This is a genomic window from Ruegeria sp. TM1040 (assembly GCF_000014065.1).
Classification (GTDB): domain Bacteria; phylum Pseudomonadota; class Alphaproteobacteria; order Rhodobacterales; family Rhodobacteraceae; genus Epibacterium.
This window is the reverse complement of sequence record NC_008044.1, coordinates 2,142,827-2,169,378: the sequence shown is the minus strand read 5'-3', so window position 1 is coordinate 2,169,378 and position 26,552 is coordinate 2,142,827. Positions and strand designations below refer to the sequence as shown.

The 26,552-nt window shown below is 62.4% G+C and carries 30 protein-coding genes, 1 tRNA gene and 1 riboswitch; of the genes, 14 read left to right on the top strand and 17 right to left on the bottom strand.

Going from position 1 to position 26,552, the window contains the following annotated elements; all coding sequences use genetic code 11:
• The first annotated feature begins 91 nt into the window (after positions 1-91).
• Complete coding sequence (locus TM1040_RS14730) at positions 92-1,336, top strand: NAD(P)/FAD-dependent oxidoreductase (RefSeq protein WP_011539388.1); 1,245 nt, start codon at positions 92-94, stop codon at positions 1,334-1,336.
• Here TM1040_RS14730 and TM1040_RS14725 read toward each other — a convergent pair.
• Together TM1040_RS14725 and TM1040_RS14720 are read right to left on the bottom strand one after the other, a co-directional pair.
• Positions 1,333-3,753, bottom strand: coding sequence for a GcvT family protein (locus TM1040_RS14725; RefSeq protein ID WP_011539387.1), 2,421 nt, complete (start codon positions 3,751-3,753; stop codon positions 1,333-1,335). The genes TM1040_RS14730 and TM1040_RS14725 overlap by 4 nt on opposite strands.
• A 131-nt stretch (positions 3,754-3,884) precedes the next feature.
• Positions 3,885-4,139, bottom strand: coding sequence for a YdcH family protein (locus TM1040_RS14720; protein ID WP_166485561.1), 255 nt, complete (start codon positions 4,137-4,139; stop codon positions 3,885-3,887).
• A 144-nt stretch (positions 4,140-4,283) separates the two neighbouring features.
• On the opposite strand from TM1040_RS14720, the gene TM1040_RS14715 reads away from it, so the two are divergent.
• Positions 4,284-5,204, top strand: coding sequence for a hydrogen peroxide-inducible genes activator (locus TM1040_RS14715; RefSeq protein WP_011539385.1), 921 nt, complete (start codon positions 4,284-4,286; stop codon positions 5,202-5,204).
• 51 nt (positions 5,205-5,255) lie between these two features.
• Here TM1040_RS14715 and TM1040_RS14710 read toward each other — a convergent pair whose 3' ends face one another.
• The 3 genes from TM1040_RS14710 to TM1040_RS14700 form a co-directional block, all read right to left on the bottom strand.
• Positions 5,256-5,525 carry a hypothetical protein gene (locus tag TM1040_RS14710; protein ID WP_011539384.1) on the bottom strand — a complete coding sequence of 90 codons (270 nt, stop codon included), beginning with the start codon at positions 5,523-5,525 and terminating at the stop codon, positions 5,256-5,258.
• Positions 5,522-6,676 (bottom strand): aromatic ring-hydroxylating oxygenase subunit alpha, encoded by a 1,155-nt coding sequence (locus TM1040_RS14705; RefSeq protein WP_011539383.1) that lies wholly within the window; start codon positions 6,674-6,676, stop codon positions 5,522-5,524. Before TM1040_RS14705 ends, TM1040_RS14710 begins: the two co-directional genes overlap by 4 nt.
• Before the next feature lie 93 nt (positions 6,677-6,769).
• Positions 6,770-7,684, bottom strand: a complete 915-nt coding sequence (locus tag TM1040_RS14700; protein WP_011539382.1) for a LysR substrate-binding domain-containing protein — start codon at positions 7,682-7,684, stop codon at positions 6,770-6,772.
• A gap of 136 nt (positions 7,685-7,820) precedes the next feature.
• Between TM1040_RS14700 and TM1040_RS14695 the strand changes: the two genes are divergently transcribed.
• The 3 genes from TM1040_RS14695 to TM1040_RS14685 are packed head-to-tail and all read left to right on the top strand — an operon-like array spanning position 7,821 to position 10,428.
• Positions 7,821-8,591, top strand: a complete 771-nt coding sequence (locus TM1040_RS14695; protein WP_011539381.1) for a 5-oxoprolinase subunit B family protein — start codon at positions 7,821-7,823, stop codon at positions 8,589-8,591.
• On the top strand, positions 8,588-9,613 hold the full coding sequence (locus TM1040_RS14690; protein WP_011539380.1) for a biotin-dependent carboxyltransferase family protein: 1,026 nt from the start codon (positions 8,588-8,590) through the stop codon (positions 9,611-9,613). Before TM1040_RS14695 ends, TM1040_RS14690 begins: the two co-directional genes overlap by 4 nt.
• A gap of 41 nt (positions 9,614-9,654) precedes the next feature.
• Entirely contained in the window at positions 9,655-10,428 is a 774-nt protein-coding gene (locus TM1040_RS14685; RefSeq protein ID WP_011539379.1) for a LamB/YcsF family protein, read from the top strand.
• A 166-nt stretch (positions 10,429-10,594) separates the two neighbouring features.
• Here the strand turns inward: TM1040_RS14685 and thiC are convergent, their stop codons facing one another.
• Complete coding sequence (thiC, locus tag TM1040_RS14680) at positions 10,595-12,421, bottom strand: phosphomethylpyrimidine synthase ThiC (protein WP_011539378.1); 1,827 nt, start codon at positions 12,419-12,421, stop codon at positions 10,595-10,597.
• 120 nt (positions 12,422-12,541) lie between these two features.
• Positions 12,542-12,664: riboswitch (TPP riboswitch) on the bottom strand.
• A gap of 320 nt (positions 12,665-12,984) precedes the next feature.
• Here thiC and TM1040_RS14675 point away from each other — a divergent pair.
• Positions 12,985-13,503 (top strand): DUF2478 domain-containing protein, encoded by a 519-nt coding sequence (locus tag TM1040_RS14675; RefSeq protein WP_044027225.1) that lies wholly within the window; start codon positions 12,985-12,987, stop codon positions 13,501-13,503.
• 74 nt (positions 13,504-13,577) lie between these two features.
• Here the strand turns inward: TM1040_RS14675 and TM1040_RS14670 are convergent, their stop codons facing one another.
• The 4 genes from TM1040_RS14670 to rlmB form a co-directional block, all read right to left on the bottom strand.
• Positions 13,578-14,042, bottom strand: a complete 465-nt coding sequence (locus TM1040_RS14670) for a CoA-binding protein (protein ID WP_011539376.1) — start codon at positions 14,040-14,042, stop codon at positions 13,578-13,580.
• A gap of 327 nt (positions 14,043-14,369) precedes the next feature.
• Complete coding sequence (locus tag TM1040_RS14665) at positions 14,370-14,852, bottom strand: YHS domain-containing (seleno)protein (protein ID WP_011539375.1); 483 nt, start codon at positions 14,850-14,852, stop codon at positions 14,370-14,372.
• A gap of 172 nt (positions 14,853-15,024) precedes the next feature.
• On the bottom strand, positions 15,025-15,366 hold the full coding sequence (locus TM1040_RS14660; protein ID WP_011539374.1) for a hypothetical protein: 342 nt from the start codon (positions 15,364-15,366) through the stop codon (positions 15,025-15,027).
• A gap of 72 nt (positions 15,367-15,438) precedes the next feature.
• A complete protein-coding gene (gene rlmB, locus TM1040_RS14655; RefSeq protein WP_011539373.1) occupies positions 15,439-16,227 on the bottom strand; it encodes a 23S rRNA (guanosine(2251)-2'-O)-methyltransferase RlmB in 789 nt (262 codons plus the stop codon).
• Between the two features lie 119 nt (positions 16,228-16,346).
• Here rlmB and TM1040_RS20375 point away from each other — a divergent pair.
• From TM1040_RS20375 to TM1040_RS14630, 6 genes are all read left to right on the top strand, one after another.
• Positions 16,347-16,430 (top strand) — tRNA-Tyr (locus TM1040_RS20375).
• 307 nt (positions 16,431-16,737) lie between these two features.
• A complete protein-coding gene (gene queC, locus TM1040_RS14650; RefSeq protein WP_011539371.1) occupies positions 16,738-17,439 on the top strand; it encodes a 7-cyano-7-deazaguanine synthase QueC in 702 nt (233 codons plus the stop codon).
• Complete coding sequence (queD, locus tag TM1040_RS14645; RefSeq protein ID WP_011539370.1) at positions 17,439-17,792, top strand: 6-carboxytetrahydropterin synthase QueD; 354 nt, start codon at positions 17,439-17,441, stop codon at positions 17,790-17,792. Before queC ends, queD begins: the two co-directional genes overlap by 1 nt.
• Positions 17,789-18,496 carry a 7-carboxy-7-deazaguanine synthase QueE gene (gene queE, locus TM1040_RS14640; RefSeq protein WP_011539369.1) on the top strand — a complete coding sequence of 236 codons (708 nt, stop codon included), beginning with the start codon at positions 17,789-17,791 and terminating at the stop codon, positions 18,494-18,496. The genes queD and queE overlap by 4 nt, the downstream gene beginning before the upstream one ends.
• Positions 18,497-18,512: 16 nt before the next feature.
• A complete protein-coding gene (gene queF, locus TM1040_RS14635) occupies positions 18,513-18,977 on the top strand; it encodes a preQ(1) synthase (RefSeq protein WP_011539368.1) in 465 nt (154 codons plus the stop codon).
• 143 nt (positions 18,978-19,120) lie between these two features.
• A complete protein-coding gene (locus TM1040_RS14630) occupies positions 19,121-20,284 on the top strand; it encodes a winged helix-turn-helix domain-containing protein (RefSeq protein ID WP_011539367.1) in 1,164 nt (387 codons plus the stop codon).
• Positions 20,285-20,340: 56 nt separating this feature from the next.
• Here TM1040_RS14630 and TM1040_RS14625 read toward each other — a convergent pair whose 3' ends face one another.
• The 4 genes from TM1040_RS14625 to hisA all read right to left on the bottom strand — a co-directional run bounded on the left by TM1040_RS14625 (position 20,341) and on the right by hisA (position 23,088).
• Positions 20,341-20,658, bottom strand: coding sequence for a phosphoribosyl-ATP diphosphatase (locus tag TM1040_RS14625; RefSeq protein ID WP_011539366.1), 318 nt, complete (start codon positions 20,656-20,658; stop codon positions 20,341-20,343).
• Entirely contained in the window at positions 20,655-21,416 is a 762-nt protein-coding gene (gene hisF, locus TM1040_RS14620) for an imidazole glycerol phosphate synthase subunit HisF (RefSeq protein ID WP_011539365.1), read from the bottom strand. Before hisF ends, TM1040_RS14625 begins: the two co-directional genes overlap by 4 nt.
• Positions 21,417-21,558: 142 nt before the next feature.
• On the bottom strand, positions 21,559-22,050 hold the full coding sequence (locus TM1040_RS14615) for a DUF2867 domain-containing protein (protein ID WP_011539364.1): 492 nt from the start codon (positions 22,048-22,050) through the stop codon (positions 21,559-21,561).
• A gap of 315 nt (positions 22,051-22,365) precedes the next feature.
• Positions 22,366-23,088 (bottom strand): 1-(5-phosphoribosyl)-5-[(5-phosphoribosylamino)methylideneamino]imidazole-4-carboxamide isomerase, encoded by a 723-nt coding sequence (gene hisA, locus TM1040_RS14610; RefSeq protein WP_011539363.1) that lies wholly within the window; start codon positions 23,086-23,088, stop codon positions 22,366-22,368.
• A gap of 311 nt (positions 23,089-23,399) precedes the next feature.
• On the opposite strand from hisA, the gene TM1040_RS14605 reads away from it, so the two are divergent.
• The gene (locus tag TM1040_RS14605; RefSeq protein ID WP_011539362.1) at positions 23,400-23,789 is read left to right on the top strand and encodes a DUF2147 domain-containing protein; all 390 of its coding nucleotides are present in this window, start codon (positions 23,400-23,402) and stop codon (positions 23,787-23,789) included.
• Positions 23,790-23,839: 50 nt separating this feature from the next.
• Here the strand turns inward: TM1040_RS14605 and TM1040_RS14600 are convergent, their stop codons facing one another.
• Positions 23,840-24,091 carry a WGR domain-containing protein gene (locus TM1040_RS14600; protein WP_011539361.1) on the bottom strand — a complete coding sequence of 84 codons (252 nt, stop codon included), beginning with the start codon at positions 24,089-24,091 and terminating at the stop codon, positions 23,840-23,842.
• Between the two features lie 117 nt (positions 24,092-24,208).
• A complete protein-coding gene (locus TM1040_RS14595) occupies positions 24,209-24,745 on the bottom strand; it encodes a peroxiredoxin-like family protein (protein WP_011539360.1) in 537 nt (178 codons plus the stop codon).
• Between the two features lie 179 nt (positions 24,746-24,924).
• On the opposite strand from TM1040_RS14595, the gene TM1040_RS14590 reads away from it, so the two are divergent.
• Positions 24,925-25,656 (top strand): helix-turn-helix transcriptional regulator, encoded by a 732-nt coding sequence (locus tag TM1040_RS14590; protein WP_011539359.1) that lies wholly within the window; start codon positions 24,925-24,927, stop codon positions 25,654-25,656.
• A gap of 253 nt (positions 25,657-25,909) precedes the next feature.
• Here TM1040_RS14590 and hisH read toward each other — a convergent pair whose 3' ends face one another.
• A complete protein-coding gene (gene hisH, locus TM1040_RS14585) occupies positions 25,910-26,548 on the bottom strand; it encodes an imidazole glycerol phosphate synthase subunit HisH (RefSeq protein ID WP_011539358.1) in 639 nt (212 codons plus the stop codon).
• Positions 26,549-26,552: the final 4 nt, after the last annotated feature.

Sequence of the window (26,552 nt, the reverse complement as noted above, 5' to 3'; positions counted from 1 at the left end):
CATCGCGCCTTTCGATTTTACAAACACCAACCGCGCCCGCTGCCCCTGGCGGGCGTGACAGAATATCTTTTGCCTTGAGGAGCCTGCGCTCATGTCCGAAATTCTGGTTCTTGGTGGCGGAATGGTGGGCATCTCGACGGCGCTCGAACTGCAGGCGCGCGGGCACGCGGTCACGGTTGTGGATCGCAAAGCCCCCGGGCAGGAGACAAGCTATGGCAATGCGGGGCTCATTCAGGCCGAAGCGGCCGAGCCCTACGCCATGCCCCGCGCGCTGCCCGAGATCCTTGGTATTCTGTCTGGACGCAGCAACGACGTGATCTGGTCCCTGCGCGGCGTGCTAAGCCAGCTGCCCGCGCTCTGGCAGTATTATCGCTACTCGCATCCGCACCGCCATCTCGCCCTGTCGCAGCCCAACGCGCATCTGATCCGCACCGCCTGCGCCGATCATGATCGTTGGATCACCGCGGCGGCGGCACAGGATCTGATCGCGCAGGATGGCTATCTGTCGGTCTTTCAGGATGCGGCCATGTTTGACAGCCTGGCCTCTGATCTCGAGCGGCTGCGACAAAGTTATGGCGTCGAGGCAACGGCCATGAGCGGGCCGCAGCTTTGCAAGATGGAGCCGTTGTATCAGCGCCCACCCGTAGGGGGCATCCATTGGCGCGACGTCTGGAGCTGCGCCGCCCCCGGCGAACTGGTCGCGCGCTATGCCGCATTGTTCCAGAGCCGGGGCGGAGAGATTTGTACCGGCGATGCCAGCACTTTGCGCCCGGAGGGGTCGGCCTGGGCGCTCATGTCAGAGGCCGGGCGGCTGCACGGCGAGCATGCCGTGATCGCGCTCGGGCCATGGACGCCGCCGATATTGGCCCAACTGGGCTACCGGGTGCGGATGATCATGAAACACGGCGCGCATCGCATGTATCCCACGGGGCCCAAGCTGCGCCGCCCCGTGCATGACGCCCAACACGGTATTGTGCTCTCGAGCATGAAAGGGGGCTTGCGCATGACCTGTGGCGTGGCGCTGGAGGCCTCTGGCCGGGTGCCGGATGCGCGCCAGCTGGATCGAGGCGCCAAAGGTCTTGCCGCCTATATGGATCTCGGCACTGCCGAGGGCGGACCGATCTGGCACGGCACGCGTCCGTTTCTGCCGGATATGCTGCCGATGGTCGGTGCCGCCCCACGCCACGACCGCCTGTGGTTTCATTTTGGGCATGGGCACCAGGGGTTCACCCTTGGCCCCACCACCGCACGTCACCTTGGCGCGCTCATCGACGGCGGTGACAGCGCCGGTATCGCGGCGCTCCTGCCGCAGAACCGACCGGCTGTTTTGTCCTAGGCGCGCAGCCGCTCGCCCTTGGGGTCAAAGGGCGGCTCGGCGAGGATCACGGCACGGTGCGCGCGCCCCAGCACCATCACCTCGACGGTATCACCGGGCTTGGCGTCTTTGACATAGCCAAGAGCCAGAGACATGCCGACCGTGTATCCATAGGTGCCCGATGTTACCCGCCCGATACCGCGTCCGTCCTTGAAAATCGGCTCCCCCCCGGTGGCATCGGCGTCAGAGGCCTCCACATCCTCGGCAGTGAGATGCAGCAGCACCAATTCCTCGCGCGCAGGCGTGCCCATCGCGGTCTCGGCGGCAGATTTGTTGAGGAAATCCTTGTCCATTTTACACAGCGGCTGAAATCCCACCTCATGCGGGAAGTACTCGGGGCTGTACTCGCGGCTCCAGGAGCCATAGCCCTTCTCGACGCGCAGCGACATCAGGGCGCGACTGCCCACGGGGCCGGCGCCGAACTCTCGGCCTGCTTCGATCAACGCGATATAAAGCTTTTCCTGATCCTCTGTGGCGCAGTGCAACTCCCAGCCGAGGTCCCCCGTGAAAGAGACGCGCAACGCCACAACATTGATCCCTGCGAGCATCAGTCGTTTGCTGCGCATGAAGGGGAATGAGGCGGTGTCCAAAGGCTCATTGGTCATGCGCTGGAGCATCTCGCGCGACTTGGGGCCTGCCACGTTGAAACCGCAGACCTCCTGGGTGAGGCTCTCAAACGAGGTCCCTTCCGGCAAGGGCACCGCACCAAAGAACCGCTTGTGATAGCGCTCCGCCATGCCGGAGCCGATGACCCAGAATTCATCCTCCGCCAGCCGTGTGACGGTGAAATCCCCGGCGATCCCGCCGCGCTTTGAAATCAAGGGCGTGAGGCACGACCGCCCCACCGCCTTTGGCATGCGATTGGCAAATACCGCATTCAGCCAGTCCTCGGCATCAGGGCCTTTGCAGCGGTATTTGGCGAAATTCGATATGTCGATGATGCCGGCACGCGCGCGCAGCATCTTGCATTCTTCGCCCACCGGCCCCCACCAGTTCTGCCGGGTAAAGCCATTGGTGTCCTCGGCGCCGGGCTGATCCGCAAACCACAAGGGGTGCTCCCATCCGGCATTGAGCCCAAAGACCGCGCCCATCTCGCGCTGCATCTCATAGATCGGGCGGGTGCGGGCGGGGCGGCCTGCGCTGCGCTCTTCATTTGGGAAATGGATCGCAAACCGATGCGCATATTGATCCTCTACGCGCGCCTTGGTGAATTCCTTTGTGGCCCAGTCGCCAAACCGCGCCACGTCCCAGTTGAACATGTCAAACTGCGTCTCGCCCTCGATCATCCACTGCGCCGCCATCAGGCCCATACCGCCGGACTGCGAAAAGCCGGGGATGATGCCATTGCAGCAGAAATAGCCCGAAAGCTCCGGCACCGGGCCAAACAACACATTGGCATCGGGTGACCAGATCATTGGTCCGTTGATCACGCGCTTGATGCCCGCATCCCCCACCACAGGCACACGTTCGATGGCGTTCATCATGTTTTCTTCGATGCGCTCGAGGTCGTCGGGGAACAGGTCATGCGCAAAATCCAGGGGCGTGCCGTCCTCGGCCCAGAATTTCATGCCCTTCTCATAGGCACCCACCAGAAGCCCCTGTCCCTCTTGGCGCAGGTAATATTCCCCGTCGCGATCCGATACAGATGGCAGGCGACGCTCCATTCCGGCGATCTCCGGAATCGTTTCGGTGACAAAATACTGATGCTCGGTGGGTTGCAGAGGCAACTCGAGGCCCGCAAGTTTTGCCACCTCCCGGCCCCAAAGACCCGCTGCATTCACCACCCAGTCGGTGTGAATGTCGCCCTTGGGGGTTTTTACAATCCAGGTGCCATCAGGCTGCGCCTCTGTGGCCGTGACCGGCGTGAAACGATGGATCTCGGCGCCGCGTTGCCGCGCGCCGGTGGCGTAGGCTTGTGTCACACCGGAGGGGTCCACATTGCCGCCATCGGGCTCATACATGACACAGCGGATCCCGTCGAAATTCACCAGCGGGTTGAGTTCCTGAGCTTCCTCGATGGAAATCTCGTAGAAGTTCATCCCGTAGAGCTTGGCCTTGGCGGCCTGCAGACGCAGCTGGTGCGCGCGGTCTTCGGTCTGCGCCAGATAGAGAGATCCGGGCTGAAACACGCCGCAGCCCTGGCCGGTTTCCTGCTCGAGCTCCTTGTAGAGCGTCATCGTATAGTGCTGGATGCGCGAGATGTTGGTGCTGTCGTGCAGGCCATGGATATTGGCCGCCGCGTGCCAGGTCGATCCCGAGGTCAGCTCGTCGCGCTCCAGCAACACCACATCGGACCAGCCGAGTTTGGTCAGGTGATAAAGGATCGAACAACCGATGACCCCGCCGCCGATGACCACGGCCTTGGCTTCTGTACGCATGATGAGGGTGCCTTTGCTTTGCTGCGGGGAAGGGGCGTTGGGGAAATGTTCCACCGCCGCCCCACCTTGGGCAACCTCGATAATTCTCATGCTCGCATGAGATGAGGTAAACCGAAGCCGAAGGCCTCAGCTTATGATGTCGGGCGAGACAGCATCGGCCCGCTTGCAAGGTTGCGCCGTCCCAGGGCGCGGAGCCTGTTGGCGCAGCTCACGATCTCGTCCTTGAGGCGCAGGCGCTGACGTTTGAGCAACTGCAACGTGGCGCTGCAGGGCGAAGGACGCTTCATCTCGCGCGCAATCCGCGCCTTCAGCGTCTGATGCTTCAAGCGCAGTTTGGTCAACCGAACTTCAAGCGAGAACGCTTTGACCTTGGGGCTGTCTTTCATAGGGAACCTCCATTTTGTGGGACACATGTAACGGGGGCAGCCGTCATGGTTCCCTCGATATGGGGGAGGGCTTGCCTTGATCCAATACAATCTTATTGTGAAATAGTATTGGAAAAAACTATCAATGGAACCTGTGGGTATCATATGCCAGAGCTGAGCCTGCGTCACTTGCGATACTTTGCGGTTCTGAGCCGAGCGCTGCAGTTTCGACGCGCGGCGCGGCAATTGGGGATCAGCCAGCCCTCGCTCAGCCTTCAGATCGCCGCGCTTGAGGAAATCGTCGGCGCGCCGCTGCTGGAGCGGCGGCGCAATGGGTTGATCCTGACCGCTGCGGGGCGAGATGTGGCCGCCAGGGCGGAGCGTATTCTGGCCGATTGCGAGCTGCTGGTGAACGCGTCGGCCACCCGCCGCGCAGGGTTGAGCGGCACATTGCGGTTGGGATCGTCTCCCACCATTGGACCCTATATTCTGCCACAGGTGCTCAAGCGTCTGCATGAGACCTATCCCGATTTCCGGCTCATCATTCGCGATGGCCCTTCGCGCGATTTGTTGGAGGATCTGGTTGCGGGCAAGCATGATCTCATCCTGACCCAAGCGCCGATCCAGCGCGATGACATCCGTTTTCACCCGCTGTTCCGCGAGCCGCTCTATCTTGTGGTGCCGCGGGGTCATCCGCTTGCAACGGCGGGTGTCGCCCGCCGGCGTGATCTGGGGCAGGAACAGTTTCTCAGCCTCAACCCCGCCTATGCGCTGCGGCGGCAGGTGGAGGGGCTGGCGCAGACGGTTGGCGCGCGGATGCAGGACGACATTGATGGCACCAGCCTCGACGCGATCCGCCAGATGGTTGCGCTCGGCATGGGGGTGACGCTGATGCCGCAGTCCTACACGCGCTCCGAAATCGACAACCGCAAGGATGATGTCTGCGTGGTCACCCTGAAGCCAGGCCTAGAGCGCCATATCGGCCTTGCGTGGCGCGTCTCCAGTGGCAACCCGGCGAGCTTTGAAGAACTGGCAGAAGCCATTGCTGTGATGGGCAAAACAGACCCCAAGGCCGCCATCACTTGAAGGGGACCATCCAGTAAACGCGCCCATGCGTTAAATGGCGCCCGGGGGAGGTTATTGTTCGAGCGGCCAGGCGCGCCCATAGGCCACAAGCCGGTGGTTCAGCTCTTGGGCGCGCGCCACGCCTGCTTCCAGCGCAAAGACAAAGGCCTGCGTCAGAAAGAAACAGGCTGCATCAGTGTCGCCCTCGGCCTCCTTGCCGTCCGCCGCAATGGCATAGAGCTCGACCAGCTGTGCCAGATCATGCTTGGCATGGGCGGCCAGAATGGCGTGGTGCAGGGCAGCCGCCTCTTGCGGTGAGATCTGCAACTCGACAGCACTCATGAGGCGCGCGCAGCCTCGATCTGGGTGGCAACCCAATGGTGAAAATTATGCGTTGGCCCGTCCATCGCGGGGGAGAAACGCCCGCCGTCGAACATCGGCCCATGCCGCCCCTTCTGCATGCCCTCGACCACAAAGACGTCTTCTTCAAAAACGGTCTTCCAGAGCTGCGCATTCTGATGGCGCAACGGGTCCAGCTCGGGTGTCTCGGCGCTTGATTTTGCGTAGTAGAGCTCGATGTGCTCGACCGTTTCCTCGCATCCCTTGGGCTCCAGGACGATTGCGAAACTATGGTCGCGCTGAACCCCCAAGAGGACGTTGGGATAGAGCGCGACATATTCTCCGCCGGTCTCCCATTTGTCGCTGAGCCCTTCGAAATCGGGAAAGACTTCATCCTCGGCCCCGCGCAGCTGGCGATAGACCAACGTTCCTTGGCCGGAGTATTTTCCTTGTTTTTCAATATTGTAGTGATCTTCTAGTCGCGAGTAGCTGTTGAGACCAGGATGCACCCAAGGCAGATGATAGCTCTCGCAGTAGTTTTCCACCGCGAGCTTCCAGTTGGTTTTGACTTCCAACTTCAGCGAGCTTTCCGGTCCGCCGTGGTGCAAGGGGCGGTCGAATTCCTGCCAGCGTTGCAGAAGGTCCGCATGCACCTCCTCAAAGGGCGCGGCCTTGCCGTCGATATTCACAAAGATCACGTCCTGCCAGACATGAGCGCGAAAAGAGACGAGGCTCAATTCGTCCATCTTTACGTCGGCATGGGTGTTCTGGCCAACCCCGCCCACATGGGGTGCAGCGCGCAGCTTGCCTTTCAGGCTGTAGCACCAGCTGTGATAGGGGCAGCGGATGGTGCCACGGATGTTCTTGGCTTCTTCCACAAGGATCATGCCCCGGTGCCGGCAGGTGTTTTGATAGACATGGACACCGCCATCGTGATCGCGCACCAGCAACAGCGGCACACCGAGGAAATCCACGGGCTTTGCATCGCCGGGGTTGGGGATGTCCTTGCCAAAACCCACGCCGGACCAATTGGCAAACAGCACTGCAGCGCGCTCCTCGGCAAAGACCACCGGGTCGATGTAATGCGCATTGGGCAGCCCGTTGGCGCGATTGACCGACGTGAGGACAGACTGAAGTGAGACTGGCTTGGTCATCCGGCGCTCCTTTGAACGGATGTGGCAAGGATCTTGAGCCGAGGATGTGGCGCAGCGCGGGCGCCCTCAATATCAGAAAATCTCACTCACACGTTAGCAGGGCTCATCCGTGATCTGGCTGGCCTCTTCGATGATCCAGTCGCGCAGCAATCTGGCGCTGGGCGTCAGCTCCTCGTCGGGTTTGCTGACGAGGAAAAACCGCTCTGGTGCGGGCAGGACATGCGGGCCGATGATCGCTAGGTCGCCCTGTGTGATGAGCGGCGAGATCAGCCGCTCCCAACCCAGCGTCAGCCCGGCGCCATCGCGCGCCGCCTGCAGCGCGATAGAGTAGTTGTTGACCCGGATGCCCGAAGCCACCGGACCGCTGTAGCCAAGCTGGCGGAACCAGTCGTGCCATTTGGTCCAACTGATGTCGTCGCCCTCCAGATGGATCAGGCGCTGGCTGGCCAGCACGTCCAGATCCGCGCCTGCCAACTCGGCGGCCCGCTCCGGGGCGGCAACAGGCAGCAGGCGATCGCGATAGAGCGGAAACTGATCCAGCCGCTGATCCTTTTCGCGGCCATACCAGATATAGAGATCAAGTTCTGCCGAGGTGGTGAAAGCCCGGTCGCGCACCACCTGGTTGATGTTGATCTCCGGGTGGTCGCGCCAGAACCGGATCACGGCAGGCGATAGCCACATGGCCGCCATCGCCGTGGTGGAGCCCACCGTCACCACGCCTGCGCTGCTCTGGTCGCGGATGGACTGCAGGCTTTGTGAGATGCGGGTCAGGGACCCCGCCAGCGTGTCGTAGAGGGTCTGCCCCGGCACCGTCAGATCCACGCCGCGATGCTTGCGGCGAAACAGCGCCACGCCCAATTCCCCCTCCAGCGCTTTGACTTGGTGGCTGACCGCGCCCGGTGTCACCGAGAGCTCCTTGGCGGCGTCCTTGAAGCTGAGGTGGCGCGCCGCCGCTTCAAAGGCGGTGAGCGTGGTCAGGGGGGGCAGATTGTAGTGGCGGCGAGACATGCGGGCGGCTCATGGCTAGGGGTGATGTGACTATGGGCTTCGCGCAGGCACTTGGCGAGAGGCTTCCCGACAAAAGCCCGGCCGCTACCGACATTTGGGTCTGGTCTTTCCCGGCAACCGCTGGCAGTCATATGCCATGACAAAAAGCCCCATACGTGTTGAGCCCCCCGTCGGGGATACGCAATGGCCCGAAGTCGCGACAGCCGGCTTTGACGGCGTGGTGGTGCGCTTTGCCGACCGGCTGAGTGAGCCCGCAAATCGCGCAGCACTTGCGTTTCGTGCGGCGGTGGATGTGGCCGGTTGGGCTGCGGTTGAAGAGACATCGACCTCCTTGGTGTCCACCTACCTGCGTTTTGACCCTCTGGGGACGTCACATGCCGAGATGATTGCCCAGGTCGCGGCGCTGCTGGAGACCCGCGACTGGTACGCCGCCGCCTTGCCGCAGGGGCGCAAGCTCTGGCGGGTGCCGACGGTGTTTGGCACCGAACTCGCCCCCCAGCTCGAAGAGGCTGCGGCGCGGGCCGGCCTCAGCGCAGGTGAGGCGGTCACGCAGATTTCACAGACCCGGCTTCGGGTGCAGACCATCGGCTTTGCCCCCGGCCAGCCTTACCTGGGCGAGTTGCCGCCCGCCTTTGACATCCCGCGCCAGACCGAGCTCACCCCCGAAGTCCCCGAGGGGGCCGTGGTCGTGGCGATCCGCCAGATCGTGCTGTTTTCTGTCACGACCCCAACCGGCTGGCGCCACATCGGTCAGACCCGCTTTCGCCTCTTTCGCCCCGACGCGCCAGAGCCCTTTGTGCTGCGTCCGGGCGATGAAGTGCTGTTTGAGCCCATCTCGCCCGAACGCTACGCCGCGCTCGAGCGCGCGGGAGTGGATGGTGGCGCCACCTCCGAGGTGCTGACATGAGCGTGCGCCTTATTGTTCACCGCGCAGGACCGGGTCTGAGCATTCAGGATCTTGGCCGTAGCGGCTATCTCGCCTTTGGTCTGTCGCGCGGTGGCGCGGCGGATCGGCTGGCGCTTTATGAGGGCGCGGCGCTCTTGGGACAGGAACCAAGCGCGGCGGCCATCGAGATGGCCGGGCTTGGCGGCACATTTGAGGTCACAACCGATACCCGTATCGCCCTCACAGGTGCGCCGATGAAGGCCACGCTACAGGACGGCTCGGAATTGCGCTGGAATGCCAGCCACCTTCTTGCGGCCGGGATGCAGCTCAGCATTGGCGCAGTGCGGGCGGGGTCGTATGGCTACCTTCATGTGGGCGGCGGCATCGCAAACGCGCTGCAGCTTGGCGCGCGCAGTGCGCATCTCGCCTCGGGGCTTGGCGCACGTCTCCGGGATGGGGCGGAGCTGCCCCTTGGTGACGATGCAGGGGGTGCAGTCAATATGACCCTGACCCCCGAGCCGCGCCTGGACGGCGGCACGCTGCGCATGGTGCCAAGCCTGCAAACCAGCCTTTTTGGCGCGGCAGAGGTGGCCCGCTTTCAAGAGGTACGCTTTCACCGTGACAGCCGCGCCAATCGCATGGGGGTGCGGCTCTTGCCGGAGGGGCAGGGGTTTGCGCTTGAGGGGGGCTTGAGCGTTCTTTCCGAGGTGATCGCACCCGGTGACATTCAGGTCACCGGCGATGGCACGCCCTATGTTTTGATGAGCGAATGCCAGACCACCGGCGGCTATCCCCGCATCGGCTCTGTTCTGCCTTGCGATATGCCGCGCGTGGCACAGGCACAGGCAGGAGCGGCGTTTCGCTTTGAACAGGTGACACTTGAGGAAGCGGTCGAGATTGAACGGCGGGCCCGCGCCGAGCGCGAGCGTCTGCCCTCCCGGCTGACGCCGCTTGTGCGTGATCCGGCCCGAATGCGGGATCTTCTGTCCTATCAACTGGTGAGCGGCGTGACCGCCGGGCGCGATCTTGATGAGGCGCTCTGAGCGCGCTGCGGACGCAAACGAACGAAGGAGGGCCATGGGCCATGACATCTACCGTAGATCTGAATGCCGACATGGGCGAGAGCTTTGGCCCGTGGGTGATGGGACGCGATGCCGAGGTGCTGGACGTTGTGACCTCGGCCAATGTGGCCTGCGGTGTACATGCGGGCGACTGGGACGTCATGGCGCAGACCATGGCCGATGCGGTGGCGCGCGGCGTCGGCATTGGCGCGCATCCGGGCTTTCCCGATCTTCAGGGCTTTGGCCGGCGTAAGCTGCACTTGCCGCATGAGAGCCTCGGCAATCTGGTACAGTACCAGGTGGGCGCCGCCCAGGCGATGGCAGAGGCCGCCGGGGGCAAGGTGCGTCATCTGAAACTGCACGGGGCCATGGCCAATATGGCCGCAGCCGATCATGACATGGCGCGCGCCTGTTATGAGGCTGCTCTGCGGGTCGCGCCGGAGATCATCATCATGGTGATGGCAGGCACTCAGCAGCAGGCCGCAGCCGAGGCGCTGGGCTGCAATGTCGCCTGCGAGATCTTTGCTGACCGGGCTTATAACGCCGATGCCTCGCTGGTGGATCGGTCCTTGCCGGGCGCGGTGATCCATGATGCCGAGCGTGCTGGCGCGCGGGTGGCTCAGATGGTGCAGGACGGGGCAATTCTGGCCGAGGACGGCAGCCGTATCCCGGCGCGCATCGACACCATCTGCCTGCACGGCGATACGCCCGAGGCGCTGGAGATCGCGCGCGCGGTACGCCGCCAGCTCGAAGATGCGGGCGTCACCTTGCAGCAGTTCGACGGCAAGCCGCTCTGATCAGGCGCTGATCCGGGCCTGATTTGGGTAGGCTACGGCGGGGAGGCTCCCGCCCGTCAGTCATGCCCCACCTTTTCAAGGTGGGACCCGACCTCCCGTTGGGCCGGGCGCTGCCCGCGCGCCTAAAGAGGCGCACAGGCAGCGCAGCGGGTGGCCACGGCTGCGCTCAGGCCTCTTCTGGTGCGGTGTCCTTCAGTGGTACATAGAGTTCACCGCCTTCGCGGAATTTTGCCGCCATCGCCTCAAACCCTTCTTTCTGGGCTTCGGCGCGGATGTCGTGGCTGATCCGCATGGAGCAGAACTTTGGCCCGCACATGGAACAGAAATGCGCGACCTTGTGGGCCTCCTTGGGCAGGGTCTCGTCGTGGAAGCTCTGCGCGGTCTCCGGGTCGAGCGAGAGGTTGAACTGATCCTCCCAGCGGAATTCAAACCGCGCGCGGCTCAGCGCATCATCGCGCCGCTGCGCGCCGGGCAGACCCTTGGCCAGATCAGCGGCATGGGCGGCGATCTTGTAGGTGATCACCCCGGTTTTAACGTCATCGCGGTCCGGCAGGCCCAGATGTTCCTTGGGCGTCACGTAACACAGCATCGCGCAGCCAAACCAGCCGATCATCGCCGCGCCAATCCCGGAGGTGATGTGATCGTACCCCGGCGCAATATCCGTGGTGAGCGGGCCGAGCGTGTAAAACGGCGCCTCGTGGCAGCACTCCAGCTGCTTGTCCATGTTCTCCTTGATCTTGTGCATCGCCACATGGCCCGGCCCCTCGATCATCACCTGACAGTCCTTGGCCCAGGCGATTTTTGTGAGCTCGCCCAGCGTTTCCAGCTCGGCAAATTGCGCGGCGTCATTGGCATCGGCAATCGACCCGGGACGCAAGCCATCACCCAGCGAGAAGCTCACGTCATACTGCCGACAGATGTCGCAGATCTCCTCGAAGTGCTCATAGAGGAAGCTCTCGCGATGGTGATGCAGGCACCATTTCGCCATGATCGACCCACCGCGCGACACGATCCCCGTCACGCGTTCCACGGTCATCGGCACCATATGCAGCCGGACGCCCGCATGAATGGTAAAGTAATCGACGCCCTGTTCCGCCTGCTCGATCAGCGTGTCGCGAAACACCTCCCATGTCAGATCCTCGGCGATGCCGTTCACCTTCTCCAGCGCCTGATAGATCGGCACGGTGCCGATGGGCACCGGGCTGTTGCGGATGATCCATTCGCGGGTGTTGTGGATGTTGCGGCCCGTCGAGAGATCCATCACCGTATCTGCGCCCCAGCGGATCGCCCAGACCAGCTTGTCCACTTCCTCCTCCATCGAGGAGGTCACCGAAGAGGTGCCCATATTGGCGTTGATCTTCACCTTGAAATTGCGGCCGATGATCATCGGCTCCAGCTCCGGGTGGTTGATATTGGCGGGGATGATGGCGCGCCCTGCGGCGATTTCAGCGCGGACAAACTCTGGCGTCACGTAGTCGGGGATATTGGCGCCAAAATCCTCCCCGTCGCGCGCACAATGACAGGGCGACAGATCGCGTAATTGGTTTTCTCGGATCGCCACGAATTCCATCTCGGGCGTAATGATTCCTGCGCGCGCATAGGCCAGCTGAGTCGGAGCGGCCCGCTGCCTCCCGCGCAGGGGCGCCGGTTTTACAGGAAACTCAGGCACCAGCCGATCGCCTTCGACAAAGCCATTGTCTGCAGCGGTCACATCGCGGCCACTATAGGCCTCAACATCGCAGCGGGCCTTGATCCACGCCGCGCGCAACGGGGCCAATCCCTCGCGGATGTCGGTTGACACATCGGGGTCGGTATAGGGGCCGGAGCTGTCATAAACCGGTAGCGGCGCCTCGCCCGCAGTCGGGTGGGTGGCGATTTCGCGCATCGGCACGCGGATGCCTTCATGCATCTCGCCTGCCACATAGATCTTACGGGAGGCGGGCAGGGCGCCCGTTGTGACGTTGGGGGTCGGGTGTCGGGTTGGGGTGTTCATCTTGGTGCTCCTCGAGTCCATTCTCAAAAACACCAATTGAGCCGGGCCTCAGGAAAACGGGGCAGGGTGTTCAGATCCTGCCGTCTCAGATCAGCGCGAACGCGCCCTGAACGGGGGCGGTGCGCGACTGTCCTAGCTTCCTCCGCCAGTATCAACTGGGTCAGGTTCAAAGGGTCGCGTCACCGGGATCACTCCCCGTCCGCCTCTCAGTCCCCTTGGGTTGGGACTCCCCTGCGTGCTGCAAGGGGTAGAGCAGCCCCCAAAAAGCGTCAAGCGATTCCCGGCGAGTGTGCTAAGATGAACTCGCGCTATGGGTGTGAGTGCGTCTAGGCATAGTGATTAAAATCAGTGTATTACAGGAAAGTTGTCATGCTGGTGTCTCGCCCGCACGCCTTTTGGCACAGCTCTTGCGCGATGCGCCGCGCCATCCCTGCGCAGGTCGGGCTGCGACAACAGCCCTCTGGTCGGCGCAAGCCAACCGCGCTACGGTTGCCGGCAAAAGACACAAAGGATACCCCATGTCTGCTACCCCCATGTCGGATGACCCCACATCGCTTGCGCCCATGCAGCTGACCTATGTGATGACAACAGAACGTGGCGCCACCGACCGGCTTCTCACGGCCTTGGCCGAGCAACTGGCCAGCAAGGGGATCCGGACTGCCGGCATCGTGCAGACCAACACGGAATGCTACGACAATAAACTCTGCGATATGGATGTGCGGGTGCTGCCAGAAGGTGAAACCATCCGCATCTCGCAGTCGCTGGGCGAGGGCGCGCGCGGCTGCCGTCTCAATCCCGACGCACTCGAACGCGCGGTCGGTCTGGTCACCAGCTCCCTCTCTCTCTCGCCTGCGCCGCAGGTACTGCTGGTCAACAAATTTGGCAAACATGAGGCCGATGGCCGCGGCATGCGCCCGATCATTGCCGAAGCGCTGGCGATGGGGGTGCCGGTCGTCTGTGGCGTGAACAGGATGAATGTCGAGGCCTTCCAGAATTTCGCCGAAGGGCTCTGTGAAGAAGCCAGCCCGGATCTCGATGCCCTCGTAGCATGGGTCGAACGCGCGATTGCGCATCCTGCCTGATCCCTCCGGCCCGCTTCAGCTTTTCAAAAATATCTCGGGGTCCGGGGCAGCGCCCCGGCGCGTTCCGCCAGTGGTCACAGTTTCGATGAAATGATCCCGGTGGCAAAACCACCCTGACGCAGTTCACCAAAGAGGCGCTGATACTCGATTTTTGGGCATCGGTTCTGGATCACGGTGAGGCCGCGCGCCTCGGCTTTTGCGGCGGCCTCTGCGTGTTCCACCCCGATCTGCATCCAGATCGTCTGGAGCGCGGGAAACACCGCCAGCGCCTCGTCCACAATCTCCGGCACCGCTTCGGGACGGCGGAAGATGTCGACCATGTCGACGGGGGCATCAATGTCTGACAGGGTGGCGCGGATCGTCTCGCCAAAGAGCTCCTTGCCCGCGTGGCCCGGATTGACGGGGATGACCCGATACCCCTTGAGGGACAGGTATCTGGCGACATAGTAACTGGGGCGCACCGGGTTGGTTGAAACCCCAACCACGGCGATGCTGTGCGTGCGACGAAGAACGTCTTTGAGAAGCGTATCCGAATACATGCCGCCACTCTGGGTCGCCTGCGATTGCCATGCAAGCCCTTCTGAAAGGGGCTCACGGATTTGGCACCAATGCCTCGACAAGAAAAAAGCGCCCGAATGGCTTCGGGCGCAAGGTGTGGAACGAGGGACAGTGAAAAAGATCTACGGCGGTTCCAGCGCCATAGTCTGTGATACTAGGTGGGGCTCAGCCCGCCGGGTTAAAGGGATCTCGCGATTTTGTGATCACGACCGCCGGGTTGCGCCTTGACGAATCGGCCTCAACCTCGCGGCCAGGTTGTAGGGGTCACGATACGCGCCGCATTGCTTGCGCGGGTCAGGCCTCAGCGCTCATTGGGCGCGCAGCGCCTCCGGCCAGGACGCCTGCGCAGCTTTGAGCATCTGTTGCCTGTCTTCTTGCCACAGGCTGCGCCCGCGCGCAGAATTGAAAAGAAACAGCTGCCCATCCACGATCTCCCAGGTCTCCGGATCGCCGACCGAGGCGTGCCCGCGTGAGAGCCCATAGGCGCAATGCCCGCCGAACCTTGGCGCAAAGGCCCGCGGATCGGCTTCGAACCGGGACCGGTTCTGCGCGGAGTGGAACAGCCACACCGCCCCTTTCCACATCAAGGCATGATCTTGGTGACCGCGCAAAGGGGCCTCCGCCTCGTGGAAGGACACCGGATCATAGCCCCCCATCGCATAGCCATCCTGAACCGCAATATAAATCGGTCCCGCCGCAGCCTTGGACACGGGCACAAGTGCCACCATCAGCGCCAGCCCGACGGCCAGACTCGCAGAGCGCAGGGCAAGTGTCAGAGGGTGTGTCGGCACGTCCAAGGGTCTCCGTCCGGGGTCAGGTTTCTGCGCGATGAGATGCGCCAACAATGCCCAAGGCCGCGCCCCGAGAAAAGAGAACATACGAGAATTTGAACATGTTGTGAGCAGCGACAGAAGCGACTGCTACCGTGAAGACACAGTAAATCGGCGCATCCCGCCAGCAGTCTCAGTCAAAGATGTCCTCGATCACGTCAAAGACCATCTTCCACGAGGATTTCTTTTTCTTCTTACGCTTCTTCATCAGCTTGGCTGATGCCAGTTCATGCGCAAGCGTGCTCCAGTCGCCCGATTTTCCCGACTTTCCCGGTTTGCCCGTTTTGACGGGCTTGGGTTTTTTGACCTTTGCCGCTTTGTCATCTCTGCCATGGGGCTGAAGGGTCGAGGCGTTGGGCAGCTTTGCGCCCTTGTGATCGCTCAGCGGGCGTTGCTTTTGCGCCTTGAGGGGGGCGCCGCAGGTGCCGCACACCAGCGCATGAAGTGTGGCGTCCGGCACAAAGGCGGATTGCACGCCACAATAACAACAGACAATCAGCTTGCCTCCGGGAATACTGTGATGTGCGATGGGAGCCTCCTCTGCGTCCTAACCCTTCAAAGATGCATATAGGGAGAGTGCAGCGGCATTTGAAACATTCAAGGAGCCAAAACCGCGCGCGGCATCGATTTTGACAAGCTTGTCCACGGTTTCCTTGGTTTTTTGTCGCAGACCGGGACCTTCGGCGCCCAGGACCAGCGCGATCGGCTCTTTGGTGCGCCCGGCGACCGCCTCCTCGATGGTCTCTTCTGCCTCGCCATCAAGGCCAAGCACCAGATACCCCATCTGCTGCAGTGCCACGATGGTATCGGAGAGATTGCGCATTCTGAGATAGGGCTGACGTTCAAGCGCGCCCGATGCCGTCTTGGCGAGCGCACCGGTTTCCGGTGCGGAGTGATGCCGGGTGCCGATCACCGCCGATGCACCCAGCACCTCTGCAGAGCGCAGGATCGCGCCGACATTGTGCGGATCAGTTACCCGGTCCAGAAGGATCACGCGCGGCACTTCGGCCCCGATACAATTGTCCTCAAGCCCGCCCCAGTTCAGAGGCTTGACCTCGAGTGCAGCGCCCTGATGTACAGAGCCCGGATCAATCGGTACCGAGAATTTGCGCGGGTCCACCACCTCGGGCGTGATGCCAGAGGTCGCAATGGCATCCTCCAGTTTGTTCTGCGCATTGAGCGTCACCACAAGGCGTAGCTTCTCACGTTTGGGGTTCAAAAGCGCATCCCGCACCGCATGCAGACCAAAGAGCCAGACGGTCTCGGATGCCGCCGCCTTTTTGGCCTTTTCCTTCTCCACGACCCAAGCGGGTTTCTTGTTGGATTTCTTGTTCATGGCATGCTCCGGAAAACAAAATGCAAGGCAGCGGAAAAAAGTTGCGTTTTTCCGGTTGACGCCCGTTTGGTGCGCTAGTAATCACGCCTCCACGTCAGGTGCAACAAGCTTCTGACAGTGGGCGACAGGCCGCAAGGTGTGGCAGGGGACTGTAACTCCCTCGCGGAGACGCACGCCTGGTTCGATTCCAGGGTCGCCCACCATCTCCTCCCTTTGTATATCACTAATTCATTGAATTACCTCGGTATATATCGGGAACGGGAGAGGGTGCGCCTGCGTGCCGCCATAGGAAGACGCGCGCATTATCCTGCCCCAATCGCCCAATTCTACCTCCCTCATGATCACGCATGAAACTGTGCCAGCGCTCCACTTTTTGCGCGCGTTGGCGGGGGCGTCATTTCGTGTGCTCAAAGCGCCCAGAGAGAGGGCTCTTGCAAATTCCGCGGTTTCTGAAATAAGGCCCGCCATCCGGTCGCAGCCTACCCGGACATCAAAACAAGGGCCCCAGATATGAAAACACTTGTCATCTGCTCTGGCGGACTCGATTCCGTGTCGCTGGCGCATATCACCTCCCAGAAATACCAACTTACCCGTCTGGTTTCCTTTGACTATGGTCAACGCCATCGCAAGGAACTTGACTTTGCCCGCGCCGCTGCCACGCGGCTGGGCGTGCCGTTTCACCTGATCGACATGCGCAGCATCGGTGGCGCGCTCTCCGGGTCGGCGCTCACCGACGACATCGACGTCCCCGATGGGCATTACGCCGAGGACACCATGCGGATCACCGTGGTGCCCAACCGCAATGCGATCATGCTTGCGATTGGCTTTGGCGTCGCGGCGGCGCAAGGGGATGAGGCCGTGGCCACCGCCGTGCATGGCGGGGATCACTTCATCTATCCCGATTGTCGACCCGGCTTCACCCGCGCCTTTGAAACGATGCAGCGCGCGGCGCTGGACGGTTATGCCGATGTGCGCCTGCACACGCCCTTTGTCGAGCAGAGCAAGGCCGACATCGTGCGTGCCGGCGCCGCTCACAACACGCCCTTTGCTGAAACATGGTCCTGCTACAAGGGCGGTGACATCCACTGCGGCCGTTGTGGCACCTGCGTGGAGCGGCGCGAGGCTTTCCATCTGGCGGAGGTTGCGGACCCCACGGTCTATGCCGACCCAGACTATTGGAGCGCGGCCATTGCCGGGCGGGAGGCAGAGTGATGTTTCGCATTCGCAAGGAGTTTCACTTCTCCGCCTCGCACCAGTTGTCACATCTGCCTTTGGATCACCAATGCGCGCGCCTGCATGGGCACAACTATATCGTGGTGGTGGAGCTGGCCGCCGAGAGCCTCAACGCGGATGGTTTTGTGCGCGATTATCATGATCTCAAACCGCTCAAGACCTATATCGACGATCACTTCGACCACCGGCATCTCAATGATGTGATGGACAGCCCGTCCACGGCGGAAAACATGGCACGCCATTTCTACGAGTGGTGCGCCGCGCGCTGGCCCGAAACCAGCGCGGTCCTCGTGAGCGAGACCCCAAAGACCTGGGCGGAGTACCGGCCATGACCCTCAGGATCGCAGAGATTTTTGGCCCGACGATTCAGGGCGAGGGGGCCTTGATTGGCGAACCCACGGTCTTTGTGCGCGCGGGCGGCTGCGATTATCGCTGCAGCTGGTGCGACAGCCTGCATGCGGTGGACAGCGCGCACCGCCACAGCTGGGCCGCGATGGAGACCGAAGCCGTCTGGCAGGAGGTGCGCCGCCTCTCGGGAGACCAGCCCCTGACCGTGTCGCTCTCGGGCGGCAACCCGGCAATCCAGGACTTCGGCCCGCTCATCGCGCGGGGAAAGGCGGCGGGCTATCGGTTTGCCTGCGAAACCCAAGGCTCGATCCCGCGACCGTGGTTCTCCGATCTTGAGACGCTGGTGCTTTCGCCCAAACCGCCCTCCAGTGGGGAAGACGTGGATTGGGGCGCCTTTATTGCCTGTCGCAAAATCGGCGCAGGGGCGCGCCAGCAGGTGATGAAGATCGTGATCTTTGATGAGGCCGACTATCTCTGGGCGCGGGAGGTTCACCGCCGCCACAGTGACCTGCCGCTGTATCTGCAGCCCGGCAACCCCGAGGTCGACCCCGAAACCCCTGTGGATCTCAATGCACAGGCGGAGCGCCTGCGCTGGCTCACGGAACGGGCCATGGGCGAGCGGTGGTTTGCGCCTCGTATTCTGCCGCAACTGCATGTCCTCATCTGGGGCAACAAACGTGGCGTCTGATGTGATGGAGAGTTCAATGTCTGAAGATATTTACCAAAACCTCAAACAACTGGGCGGTGAGACCCGCATCCCTGCCAGCCCCGAAGAGGCCGAGCTGGAACGGGTGGCAAACCCGCAGGCAGATGTGGCCTATAACGTGCGCTTCACCGCGCCGGAGTTCACCTCGCTCTGTCCGATGACGGGCCAGCCGGACTTTGCCCATCTGGTGATCGACTATGTTCCTGGCCCGTGGCTGGTGGAATCAAAGTCGCTCAAGCTCTTCCTGACCTCCTTTCGCAACCACGGCGCCTTTCACGAGGATTGCACCATCTCGATCGCGCGGCGGCTGGTCGACTTTCTCGACCCGCAATGGCTGCGGATCGGGGGCTATTGGTATCCGCGCGGCGGTATCCCGATTGATGTCTTTTGGCAGTCCGGCACGATCCCCGAGGGTGTCTGGATTCCCGATCAGGGTGTGCCGCCCTATCGCGGTCGGGGCTGAGGGCCGCCCTCGGTTTTGATAGAACTGCACCCGTTGCGCCGGGCCGTGTCCCGGCGCGTCGGGGCGCTCTTGCGGACCGCTAGAAACGGCTTTCCTCCTCCCTCTTTGTGTGAAACAAAGGGGGAACACGGAGGCGCTGCTGAATGGCCCGATTAAAAATAGACAATCGAACCGCCCGCAGCCTGTGGCTTCAGTTGCATGGCCTGGCGCAGACGCCCACCGGGCCTCTGGATGTACTCGGGCTGATCGAACAGCTTGGCTTCGTGCAACTTGATACCATTCAGGTGGTGTCGCGCGCGCATCATCACATCCTCTGGAGCCGCAATCAGAATTACCGCGAGCCGATGCTCGACCCGCTGCTGCGCACGCACCGACAGGTGTTTGAGCATTTCACCCATGATGCCTCGGTGTTGCCGATGGCGTTTCTGCCCATGTGGCAGCGGCAGTTTGCGCGCAAAAAGCATCAGGTGAGCCGCTCCAACTGGTTTGGCAAGCATCTGGACCCCGAGCTGATTTCGGACGTTTTGCGCCGGATCACGGAGGACGGCCCGCTCTCCACCAAGGACTTTGAGACCAGGCGTGCGGACAGGACGGCCATGTGGACCCGCCCGCCGCACAAGATGGTGCTCGACTATCTCTGGTATGCGGGCGAACTGGCCACCTCGCATCGGGAGGGCTTTACCAAATACTACGATCTGGCCGAGCGCGTGTATCCGCAAGACGTGCCTCAGCTGAGCGATCAGGCTCAGGTGCAGGGGCTCTGTCATGCGGCGCTTGATCGGATCGGCTTTGGCACTTTGGGGCAGATCCGCAAATTCTGGGAGGCGTGCGCGGTCGAAGAAGTGGCGCGCTGGGCAGAAGAGGCGGCGCCCGATCTGATCGAGGCCGAGGTCGAGGGCGCGGATGGCAGCTGGTCCAACGTGCTGGCCTGCAGCGATATCGAAACCCGCATTGCGGCGCTCTCATCGCCCACCTCGCGGCTGCGCATTCTGAACCCGTTCGACCCGGCCATCCGCGATCGCAAGCGGCTGGCGCGGCTGTTTGGCTTTGACTACACAGTTGAAATGTTTGTGCCCGCCGCCAAACGACAGTGGGGGTATTACATCTACCCGCTCTTGGAGGGCAGCCGCCTGGTGGGCCGCGCCGAGATCAAGGGCGATCGCAGCAAGGGTACGCTCACGCTCAGCAAACTTTGGATGGAACATCCGCATTTGAAGACGCCCAAACGCCTGCAGAAACTTGATGCGGAACTTGGCCGCCTTGCACGACTCGCGGGTCTGCAGAGGGTGATCTGGGCCGTGGAATAGGCGGCTTTGCACTCGGTCCGCTTTGGGCCGCGCGCTTGGCCCCGACGCTTTTGCGCCTAGCCTTTGGGACGGGCGGCTTTCTCCGCAAGGCCGCTCAGACCCTGCCGCTCAGCAAGCACAGTCAGAACATCGTCCAACGCCACATCCCGCGCTGCCAGCATCACCAGAAAATGGTAGAGCACATCCGCGCCCTCAGAGGCGAGCTTGGCTTTGTCGTCCTTCACCGCTTCGATGATGGCTTCGATGGCTTCTTCGCCAAATTTTTCGGCGCATTTCTCCGGCCCCTTGGACAAGAGCTTCGCGGTCCAGCTGGTGTCGGGATCGGTGCCCTTGCGGGACAGAATGGTCTGTTCGAGGTCGTGCAGCAAGGTCATTGGAGCCTCATCGGGATGCCATTGGCGATCATGTGTTCCTTGGCTTCTTGCACCGTGTATTCGCCAAAGTGGAAGATCGAGGCCGCCAGCACCGCGCTGGCGCCACCTTTGGTCACACCGTCCACGAGGTGATCCAGGGTGCCGACACCGCCCGAAGCAATCACCGGCACATTCACCGCATCGGAAATCGCGCGGGTCATCTCGAGGTTGAAGCCCGATTTGGTGCCGTCGCGATCCATCGAGGTCAAGAGGATCTCGCCCGCGCCCTTGGCGGTCACCAAGCGGGCGAATTCCACCGCGTCGATGCCGGTCTCGCGACGTCCGCCATGGGTGAAAATCTCCCACTTGCCGGGGGCGACGGATTTGGCGTCGATGGCGCAGACGATGCACTGGCTGCCGAACTGGTCGGCGGCCTCGGCGATCACATCCGGGTTGGCCACAGCGGCGGAATTGAACGAGACCTTGTCGGCCCCCGCCAGCAATAGCGCCCGCACATCGTCCTTGGTGCGTACGCCGCCCCCCACAGTGAGCGGTACAAAGCACTGCTCGGCGGTGCGGCGGACCATGTCAAACATGGTGCCACGGTTCTCGTGGGTTGCATGGATGTCGAGGAAACAGATCTCGTCGGCTCCGGCCGCATCATAGGCGCGCGCGGCTTCTACCGGGTCGCCCGCATCGCGTAGGCCAACAAAATTCACGCCTTTGACCACACGGCCATCGGCAACATCGAGACAGGGAATGAGACGGGTCTTTAGCATAGGGGCCTTATGGACCGGAACCGGCGGCGGGAAAAGAGGGCATAGCGCCGGGACGCGGGAAATCCGCGATCCTCTGTCAGGCTGTTAGACCATCGGGCTGGGGCCAGACTGGTGGAGCGTCAGGTCAGATCTGCTTGGCGGCCTAGCTGACAGGAGCAAGCGGCGCGCTGGCGCGGGCGATCCGGCGCATGGAGTCGCGCACAATCAGAATGTGAAACGGCATCACTGCCACAAGATAGGCTCTCCCCAAGAGATTGTTGCGATGTACCCAGGTCGCCATATGGATGCGTCCGGCCTCGCGACGGATGCAGATGCGAAAGTCGAGGTGGCTGTCGTCTGTCCCAAGGATGATCTCGCTCTCGTCTTCATGCGTGACCGGGAAAATGGCCCCTTCGCCGGTATCGCTGGCCTCGGTCTTGAGCCCCAAGGGCGCAACAAGACGATTGCGCAGGGCCAAAAGCGCGCTGGCCCAGCCGGGCATGCTGAGGCCAATTTCCATTGCCTCCCGAGGGGAAAGAGCGCTTTCGACGGCATAGCCATCGATAAAATCCTGAGGCTGCACCCGCTGCCATAGGGTCGAGGTCTTGGGCAACGGGCAGGATATGACTTTGGACTGGGGGGAAGATTGGGGCATGGCGCGGCTCCTGTGTTGCACGCACTATGGCGCCCCTTACCATGTGTGCCCAGAGGTCAAGGTGCCGCAGAGCGCCGCCCTCCCGACAGCGGGCGCAATGCCCAGAAAAGAGAAAGCTCCCGCCCCCAATACGATCCCCGCTTCTGGCGTGGATCTGTTGGCGTTGGGCCGGGCGCGGTGGCGCGTGTCCAATGGACACGCGCCACCGCGGTCGCTTCGGGCGAAGCCCGAAGCGAAACCCCTCTCTCTCAGCGGTCGATCTCGGTCTGAGCGTGGGAAAAGACTGGCACCGCAGCGCCATTTGCCTTGGCGTGTTTAGCCCTTCAGGACGGCCAGCGCCTCGGCGAGATCAATCGCACCATCATAAAGCGCCCGACCAGAGATCGCGCCGTTGAGCGCCGCACCGCAGGACTTGAGTGCATGCAGATCTTCAAGGGATGACACCCCGCCCGACGCAATCACCGGGATAGAGACCGCATTGGCCAGCGCTGCTGTCGCGTCGATATTGGGCCCCTTCATGGCACCGTCGCGCATGATGTCGGTGTAGATGATGGCTGCAACGCCCGCGTCCTCGAAGGATTTCGCCAGATCGGTCACCTCGACATCGGTTTCCTCGGCCCAGCCCTTGGTTGCGACCTTGCCATTGCGGGCATCAATCCCTACGGCGACCTTGCCCGGAAAGGCGCGTGCTGCCTCGCGCACGAGGTCGGGGTTTTCCACCGCCACGGTGCCAAGGATGACCCGCGCCAGCCCCTTGTCGAGCCAGCGCTCGATCGTAGCCATGTCCCGAATGCCACCACCCAGCTGCGCGGGCACCTTGCATTGCCTCAGGATCTCCTCAACGGGGGCCGCATTTACAGGCTCGCCCGCAAAGGCTCCGTTGAGATCCACCAGATGCAGCCATTCGCAGCCCGCCGCCACAAACTCCAGCGCCTGCGCGGCGGGGTTGTCGTTGAATACGGTGGTCTTGTCCATGTCACCATGCAGAAGTCGCACGGCCTGGCCGTCCTTGAGGTCAATGGCAGGGTAGAGGATCATCAGTGCGCCCTTTTGGTGATGGTGGAATATCTTTCGGCTGCCCTTTTGCCCAAGCCGCAGGTGAATTGCAACGTAGCCCGCGCCTTCTGGCGCCTCAATTGCCCCGCTTTCATGTGTGGTTCAACTGGTGGGGGGAGGCAACGCGGGAGGTCAGGGGCGAATTGCGACGCACAGAATGTCCCATGGCGCGAGCGCCCTGTCGGGGTGGCGCCCGGTCCTGAGCGCACGCAGTGCCGAGGGCGACCCGAGGTCAATCTTGCCTGAATGCGCCTGCCTCGGTCAGACTTCACCTCATAGGGAGGACAAGACATATGAAACAGATACTCGCGAGCATTGCGCTCATAGTTGGGATGAGCACTGCAGCCTTTGCTGCCGACCCCATCGAGGGCACCTGGAAGACACAGCCCGATGACGGCTCTTACGCACATATCGCGATGAAGCCCTGCGGTGCGGCTCTCTGCGGCACCATCGCACGCACCTTCAACGACGGCGGAGAATACAGCTCCCCCAACCTTGGCAAAACGCTGGTGATGGACATGGTCCCGCAAGGCGGCGGCGCCTATGAGGGCAAGGTCTGGCGCCCGTCAAACGATAAAATCTACATCGGCAAGATGGATCTCAACGGCAACAGCCTGCGTCTGCGGGGCTGTGTCGCGGGCGGCCTGATCTGCTCGAAACAGACCTGGACACGGGTGAAATAAGGCGCGCTTTCACAGGGAGCCAGCAGGAAACCATCAGCGGGCTTGTGCGTTCAGAACAGGCCCATCTGCACCGGGATCGGCACAAAGCCACGCTTGACCTGTCGCTCCCGCGTGCTCTCGAACAGGGTTTCAGCCTCTCCGAGGGTGGGGCAATAGTTGCGCCGCTCCTGGCCACCTGGTTGTCCAATCGGACCGGTGGATTGGATCACGCACCAGTCCCCAAACAGCGTCGGCGTAAGGCTCAGCACCAGATAGCGATGCTGCCCGTCCCGGTGACTGAATTTTTCGAAACGTAAGTACAAGAGTGCGTGGGCCTGACCGTAAAACTGGTCAGGCCCATATGCCTTCTTGGTCAGGCGATGTCCATTGCTCTTGGCCGTTTCGGGGACCGGTGATGCAGCTGGGATGCAGAGGTGCGCTCAGACCGCGCCGGTGTATTCGCCGCGCGCCGGATAGGAATTGGCAATGGCAAAATCTAGCGCCGCCACCAGTTCCGAGAAATGCGGGCGCACAAAGGGCATCGTCTGCACAGAGCCGTAGTACAGCGTCTGCTCGGGTGTCACCATAAAGAGGCCCGGCTCGGCAAAGAGCGCAGGCTCTTCAATGCCAATCGATGTCTTGCCCCGCGAGGTGGAGATATAGAGCCCCCAGTCCTTGGCCACGGAGAGCGGCAGATCATAGGCAAAGCGCAGGTTTTCGGCTTCGATCTTCTCTGCCATCTGGCGGGTGCGCTCCTCGCCGTCAGAGCTGATGGCGATGGTCTTCACGCCGCGCTCGGCAAAGTCGGCCACGCGCTTTTCGAACTCCTTGAGGTAGTTGGCACAAATCGGGCAGTGCAGGCCACGGTAAAAGCAGATGACGGTGCCGCGTTCAGAGGCCTCGGAGGCCAGATCAAACTGGCCGCCACCCAAGAGAGGCAGGGTAAGGTCCGGGGTTTTCTGGCGAGGGATCAGCATGATGTGTCTCCGTATGTGGGTCAGTCTTGAGGGGTGTCTGATGTGACACTGTCCCGGCGCGCCGGAACAGCTCTGCAGAGGGTATCGCACGACTCTGGGCTTGATAATTCCGAAAAAGCTGACCAATATTCCGAAGTCTACACGCAGTGAAACACGCTGTGAGATATTCGGAGCAGCGCATGGACCGTCTCACGACCCTGATTGACCGCTTTCGGATGCGGGTGGTTCTGGCCGCGCGCGGGGCGGGCAACCTTTGTGTGATGCAGCCGGAGGCAGGGCGTCAGATCCTTGTGTTCACCCCCGAAGGGTGGGTTGAGGACACCGGGGCAGAGGGGGTCGGTCTGGCGCTGCGTGTGGATTGGGACGGGGCGCATAATCCGCTTGTGGCGGCGCTGCCGCAGCGGGTGGAGGTGGATCTTGCCGAGGCCCCGGCCCTTGCGTCCGTGCTGGCCTTGTTGCGTCAGGAACGGGAGGCGCACCGCTGTGGGGCGCAGTCTGTGGTTTCGAGCCTCGGTCAGGTCCTGATGGTGCGCCTCCTGCGCCATTTGATCGAGGCCGGCACGGCAGCGCCCGGTCTCCTTGCGGGTCTCGCCGACCCTCGATTGGCCCGCGCGATTGTGGCGATGCATGATGCGCCGGGGCGGAGCTGGACCACCTCGGATCTTGCGCAGGAGGCAGGACTGTCGCTTTCGCGCTTTTCCGAGCTGTTCTCGGCGCAGATGAACGAGACCCCCATGGGGTATCTCAGGCGTTGGCGGCTGACGCTGGCGCGTCAGGATCTCATCCGAGGCGACCGGGTTGAGGCCGTCGCGCGCCGCTATGCCTACGACTCGCCAGAAGGGTTTGCACGGGCCTTTCGCAAATTCTACGGCGTGGCCCCCGTTTCATTGCGGCAGAGCACCGCGGCCTGAGGCAGAGCACCGCGGCCCGAGGCGGAGCGCGTTTGGCCTGCGATCGGGTCCGATCCGGGTGTGGGCTTCGCCATGAGACGAGGGCTGTGAGACATGACATCGACGCCAAACGCCGCGCGCCCGCCCCTCGATGGGGCGGGCGCGCGGCGCTTCCGGTGGCGCGCAAGCAGCCTGTCGCCTCTTGCGCGTGCCGCCCCAAGGGGCGGCTTGCGTCCAGATTAGAGCGGGAGACAAAGCAGGATAAGGGCAGGGGTCAGGGTTTCCAGGTGAGGAAATTGCCGATCATCTTGAGCCCGACATGCTGGCTCTTTTCGGGGTGAAACTGCATGCCAAGCATGGTGTCGCGCCCGATCACTGCCGTGACATCGCCCGCATAATCCACATGTGCCAGCCGTTCGTTCGGGTTGGCGACGCGGAAATGGTAGCTGTGCACGAAATAGCAGTGATCCCCGGTCGAGATGCCGTCAAACACCGGGTGCGGGTGATTGATCACCAGATCGTTCCAGCCCATATGCGGCACCTTCAGATGTGCCTCTGCCGGGGTGATTTTCACCACATCCCCGTCGACCCAGCCAAGCCCCGGCGTGTCCTCATATTCGTGACCGGTGGTGGCCATCAACTGCATGCCAACGCAGATCCCGAGGAAGGGACGGCCCTTGACCTCCACAGCCTCGACCATGGCGTCATAGATGCCCTTGTGGCCGCGCAGCTCTGCGGCGCAGGCGGGAAAGGCACCGTCGCCGGGCAGCACCAACCGATCAGCGCGGGCCACCACATCGGCGTCGGATGTGACAACCACATCCCCCGCGCCGACCTCTGTCGCCATGCGCTGAAAGGCCTTCTCGGCGGAGTGCAGATTGCCGGACTCATAGTCGATGATGGCGGTCAGCATAGGT

Coding starts and splice junctions, on each gene's coding strand:
- thiC (WP_011539378.1), bottom strand. CDS start 12,421: ATGAACACCCCAACCCGACACCCGACCCCCAACGTCACAACGGGCGCC.
- TM1040_RS14595 (WP_011539360.1), bottom strand. CDS start 24,745: ATGCTGATCCCTCGCCAGAAAACCCCGGACCTTACCCTGCCTCTCTTG.
- TM1040_RS14625 (WP_011539366.1), bottom strand. CDS start 20,658: ATGACCTTGCTGCACGACCTCGAACAGACCATTCTGTCCCGCAAGGGC.
- TM1040_RS14690 (WP_011539380.1), top strand. CDS start 8,588: ATGAGCGTGCGCCTTATTGTTCACCGCGCAGGACCGGGTCTGAGCATT.
- TM1040_RS14695 (WP_011539381.1), top strand. CDS start 7,821: ATGACAAAAAGCCCCATACGTGTTGAGCCCCCCGTCGGGGATACGCAA.
- TM1040_RS14715 (WP_011539385.1), top strand. CDS start 4,284: ATGCCAGAGCTGAGCCTGCGTCACTTGCGATACTTTGCGGTTCTGAGC.
- TM1040_RS14590 (WP_011539359.1), top strand. CDS start 24,925: ATGGACCGTCTCACGACCCTGATTGACCGCTTTCGGATGCGGGTGGTT.
- TM1040_RS14685 (WP_011539379.1), top strand. CDS start 9,655: ATGACATCTACCGTAGATCTGAATGCCGACATGGGCGAGAGCTTTGGC.
- hisA (WP_011539363.1), bottom strand. CDS start 23,088: ATGATCCTCTACCCTGCCATTGACCTCAAGGACGGCCAGGCCGTGCGA.
- hisF (WP_011539365.1), bottom strand. CDS start 21,416: ATGCTAAAGACCCGTCTCATTCCCTGTCTCGATGTTGCCGATGGCCGT.
- TM1040_RS14725 (WP_011539387.1), bottom strand. CDS start 3,753: ATGCGTACAGAAGCCAAGGCCGTGGTCATCGGCGGCGGGGTCATCGGT.
- TM1040_RS14630 (WP_011539367.1), top strand. CDS start 19,121: ATGGCCCGATTAAAAATAGACAATCGAACCGCCCGCAGCCTGTGGCTT.
- queE (WP_011539369.1), top strand. CDS start 17,789: ATGACCCTCAGGATCGCAGAGATTTTTGGCCCGACGATTCAGGGCGAG.
- queC (WP_011539371.1), top strand. CDS start 16,738: ATGAAAACACTTGTCATCTGCTCTGGCGGACTCGATTCCGTGTCGCTG.
- TM1040_RS14700 (WP_011539382.1), bottom strand. CDS start 7,684: ATGTCTCGCCGCCACTACAATCTGCCCCCCCTGACCACGCTCACCGCC.
- TM1040_RS14720 (WP_166485561.1), bottom strand. CDS start 4,139: ATGAAAGACAGCCCCAAGGTCAAAGCGTTCTCGCTTGAAGTTCGGTTG.
- TM1040_RS14615 (WP_011539364.1), bottom strand. CDS start 22,050: ATGCCCCAATCTTCCCCCCAGTCCAAAGTCATATCCTGCCCGTTGCCC.
- TM1040_RS14710 (WP_011539384.1), bottom strand. CDS start 5,525: ATGAGTGCTGTCGAGTTGCAGATCTCACCGCAAGAGGCGGCTGCCCTG.
- queF (WP_011539368.1), top strand. CDS start 18,513: ATGTCTGAAGATATTTACCAAAACCTCAAACAACTGGGCGGTGAGACC.
- TM1040_RS14675 (WP_044027225.1), top strand. CDS start 12,985: ATGCAGCTGACCTATGTGATGACAACAGAACGTGGCGCCACCGACCGG.
- TM1040_RS14705 (WP_011539383.1), bottom strand. CDS start 6,676: ATGACCAAGCCAGTCTCACTTCAGTCTGTCCTCACGTCGGTCAATCGC.
- TM1040_RS14605 (WP_011539362.1), top strand. CDS start 23,400: ATGAAACAGATACTCGCGAGCATTGCGCTCATAGTTGGGATGAGCACT.
- hisH (WP_011539358.1), bottom strand. CDS start 26,548: ATGCTGACCGCCATCATCGACTATGAGTCCGGCAATCTGCACTCCGCC.
- rlmB (WP_011539373.1), bottom strand. CDS start 16,227: ATGAACAAGAAATCCAACAAGAAACCCGCTTGGGTCGTGGAGAAGGAA.
- TM1040_RS14670 (WP_011539376.1), bottom strand. CDS start 14,042: ATGTATTCGGATACGCTTCTCAAAGACGTTCTTCGTCGCACGCACAGC.
- queD (WP_011539370.1), top strand. CDS start 17,439: ATGTTTCGCATTCGCAAGGAGTTTCACTTCTCCGCCTCGCACCAGTTG.
- TM1040_RS14730 (WP_011539388.1), top strand. CDS start 92: ATGTCCGAAATTCTGGTTCTTGGTGGCGGAATGGTGGGCATCTCGACG.